The sequence below is a fragment of the Aquabacterium sp. genome, assembly GCF_035476535.1.
GTDB lineage: Bacteria > Pseudomonadota > Gammaproteobacteria > Burkholderiales > Burkholderiaceae_C > Pseudaquabacterium.
Genome location: NZ_DATILJ010000176.1, coordinates 1 through 3,068, shown reverse-complemented (window position 1 = coordinate 3,068; position 3,068 = coordinate 1). Strand labels below are relative to the sequence as shown.

The following is a 3,068-nucleotide window of genomic DNA, read 5'->3' as shown; positions in this document are numbered from 1 at the left end:
CTGCATGCGCTGATCATCGCGATGATCTTCCTGCTGCCGGCGCATGGCCTGAACCTGATCCTGGGCTACACCGGCATGTTGTCGCTGGCCCAGGGCGTGTTCTTCGGTATCGGTGCGTATGCATCGGCACTGTTGTCGACGCACTTCGGCACCCCCTTCGTGCTGAACCTGTTCGCGGCGGCGGCCATCGCGGCGCTGGTTGCCTTGCCGCTGGGTATTCCGGCACTGCGGCTGCGCACCACCTCGTTCGTGATGTGCACGCTGGGCTTTGTCGTCATCGCGCAGATGGTGGCCAAGAACTGGGTCGACCTGACGCGCGGTGACATGGGCTTGTCGGGCGTCGCGCGGCCGAAGCTGGGCTTTGGTGACAGCGTGATCGCGATCACCCAGATTCCGCAGTACTTCTACCTGATCCTCGCCGTGGCGCTGCTGGCCACACTGGTCTTCGTGCTGCTGATCAAGTCGCCGGCGGGCCGCTGCATGGTGGCGATTCGCGACAACGAGACACTGGCCGAATCACTGGGCATTCCGACCTGGTCCTACAAGCTGATCGTGTTCATGCTCAGTGCCGCTTTCGCCGGCCTTGGCGGCAGCCTCTACGCCCACTACGAAACGGTGGTCAGCCCGCTGGTGTTCCAGATGTACTACTCGAACACGATCCTGATCATCGTGCTGGGCGGCGGCCTTGGCCGCGTGCCGGGCGCCATCATCGGCAGCTTCCTGTTCGTGGCCGTCACCGAGGCGCTGCGTGTCACGCCCGAGCTGCGCATGATCCTCTACGGCTTTGTGCTGCTGGTGCTGGTGTTCGTGTTTCCGCAGGGCCTGGCCCCGCTGGTCGAGCGCGTCACGCAGTGGCTGTCGCGCATCGGCGGCGAACAGGAGAAGCCGCTGTGAGCCAAGCCATTCTCAGCGTGCGCGGCTTGCGCAAGAACTACGGTGGTGTGCCTGCTCTGCAGGGCGTCGATTTCGATGTGGCGCGCGGCGAGGTCTGCGGCCTGATCGGACCCAATGGCTCGGGCAAGTCGACCTTGTTCGACTGCTGCACCGGCTTGCAGAAGAGCGATGCCGGCAGCGTGCTGCTCAAGGGCATGGACATCACGCACTGGCCGATGAACCGCATCGCCCGCGAAGGCCGCTTGCTGCGCAGCTTCCAGAAGACCGTCGTCTTCCCGACGATGAACTCGGAAGAAAACCTGGTGCTCGCGGGACAGATGGCACGTTTCCCCGGCATTGCATCGACCTTCTCGGTCGGCGCCACGTCGCGGGCCCGCGTGAAGGCACTGCGAGAGCGTGCACGGGAACTGATCGAAGTCTCCGGCCTGTCGCGCGTGGCGCACCTGCCGGCCGGCAACATGTCGGGCGGGCAGCAGAAGCTGCTGCAGTTCGCATCGATGCTGATGCCCGAGCCCGAACTGGTGCTGCTCGACGAACCGCTGGCCGGCATCAACCCGATCCTGATCGAGAAGGTGATCCAGTGCATCGTCTCGGCGAACAAGGACCACGGCATCACCTTCCTCGTCATCGAGCACAACACCGATGTGCTGATGAACCTGAGCCACCGCGTGATCGTGCTGCACCAGGGCCAGAAGCTGGCCGATGACACGCCGGAGGCGATCGTGCGCAACCCGCAAGTCGTGGAGGCCTATCTTGGTGGATAAAAGCGCCCACCGGCCGGCCGAGCCGGCCGCCCCTGAACTGATCATCCAGAACCTGCGTGCAGGTTATGGCCATCTCGACATCCTGCACGACGTGAGCCTGAGCATCCGCCACGGCGAGTTCGTGGCGCTGCTCGGGCCCAACGGCGCCGGCAAGTCGACGCTGCTGAAGACGCTGTACGGCATGACCACGCACAAGGCCGGGTCCATCACGTGGAAGGGCCAGGAGATTGCCGGTGGCAAGCCGCGCGCCTTCTTGTCGCAGGGCTTCGGCTACGTGCCGCAGGGCCGCTGCAACTTCCCGACGATGTCGGTCGACGAGAACCTGGAGATGGCCGCCTACACGATCAAGGATGGCGACATCGCCGGCGAGCGCCAATACGTCTACGAGCTGTTCCCCATCCTGCACAAGCGGCGCAAGGAGTTCGCCGGCAACATGTCGGGTGGCGAGCAGCAGTTGCTGGAAATGGCGATGGCGGTCTTGCGCCGGCCCGAGATCCTGCTCGTCGATGAACCGTCGGTCGGCCTCTCGCCGCAGGCCATCACGCTGGTCTTCAACGAACTCAAGCGCCTGCACGAGGGCGGCCGCACCATCCTGCTGGTCGAACAGAACACGCGCAAGGCGATGGCCGCGGCCGAACGCGCCGTCGTGCTGCGGCTGGGCAAGGTCATCTGGGACAGCCCGGCCCAGGACGTGAGCCACACCGACCTGGGCGAACTCTTCATGACCGGCCGGGTGCAGGAGCGCAGCAGCGCCGCCGCGCCGCACGGCATTCACTGAATCTCTCCGAGGACCCTATGAAACTGGCATTCGACACCGGTGGCACGTTCACCGATTTCGCCTTTTCCGACGACGACGGCAGCATCCACCTGCACAAGGTGTTGAGCACGCCCGACGCGCCGGCCCGCGCCGTGCTGCAGGGCGTGGACGAGCTACTCGCCAAAGTACGCGGCGGCATCACACCGCGGCCCGGCGAGGGCGCGCTGCAGATCCTCGGCGCCACCACGGTGGTGACCAATGCAGTGCTCGAACGCAAGGGCGTGGCCACCGCGTTCATCACGACAGACGGCTTCCAGGACATGCTGCGCATCCGCACCGAGGGGCGCTACGACCTCTACGATCTGCGCATCCAGTACCCCGAGCCGCTGGTGCCGCGCGAGCGCTGCTTCGGCGCGGTCGAGCGCATCAGCGCCCATGGCCAGGTGATGACGCCGCTGGACGAAACCAGCGTCAAGGCAATCGCCGACAGGCTGGTCACGCTCGGCATTCGATCGGTGGCGGTCTGCCTGCTGCATGCCTACAAGTACCCGCAGCACGAACAACGCATTGGCGAACTGCTGGCCGAGTACGCGCCCGGTGTCTCGGTCTCGCTGTCGTCCAGCGTCTGCCCCGAGGTGCGCGAATACGACCGC

At 65.4% G+C, this 3,068-nt stretch carries 4 protein-coding genes; all 4 read left to right on the top strand.

Going from position 1 to position 3,068, the window contains the following annotated elements; genetic code table 11:
• On the top strand, positions 1-894 hold an 894-nt coding region (locus VLK61_RS17175), incomplete at its 5' end, for a branched-chain amino acid ABC transporter permease (RefSeq protein WP_325422834.1).
• Positions 891-1,658, top strand: coding sequence for an ABC transporter ATP-binding protein (locus tag VLK61_RS17170; protein WP_325422833.1), 768 nt, complete (start codon positions 891-893; stop codon positions 1,656-1,658). The genes VLK61_RS17175 and VLK61_RS17170, both read left to right, overlap by 4 nt.
• Positions 1,651-2,436 (top strand): ABC transporter ATP-binding protein, encoded by a 786-nt coding sequence (locus VLK61_RS17165; RefSeq protein WP_325422835.1) that lies wholly within the window; start codon positions 1,651-1,653, stop codon positions 2,434-2,436. Before VLK61_RS17170 ends, VLK61_RS17165 begins: the two co-directional genes overlap by 8 nt.
• A 17-nt stretch (positions 2,437-2,453) precedes the next feature.
• A partial coding sequence (locus VLK61_RS17160; protein WP_325422832.1) for a hydantoinase/oxoprolinase N-terminal domain-containing protein occupies positions 2,454-3,068 on the top strand: 615 nt, incomplete at its 3' end.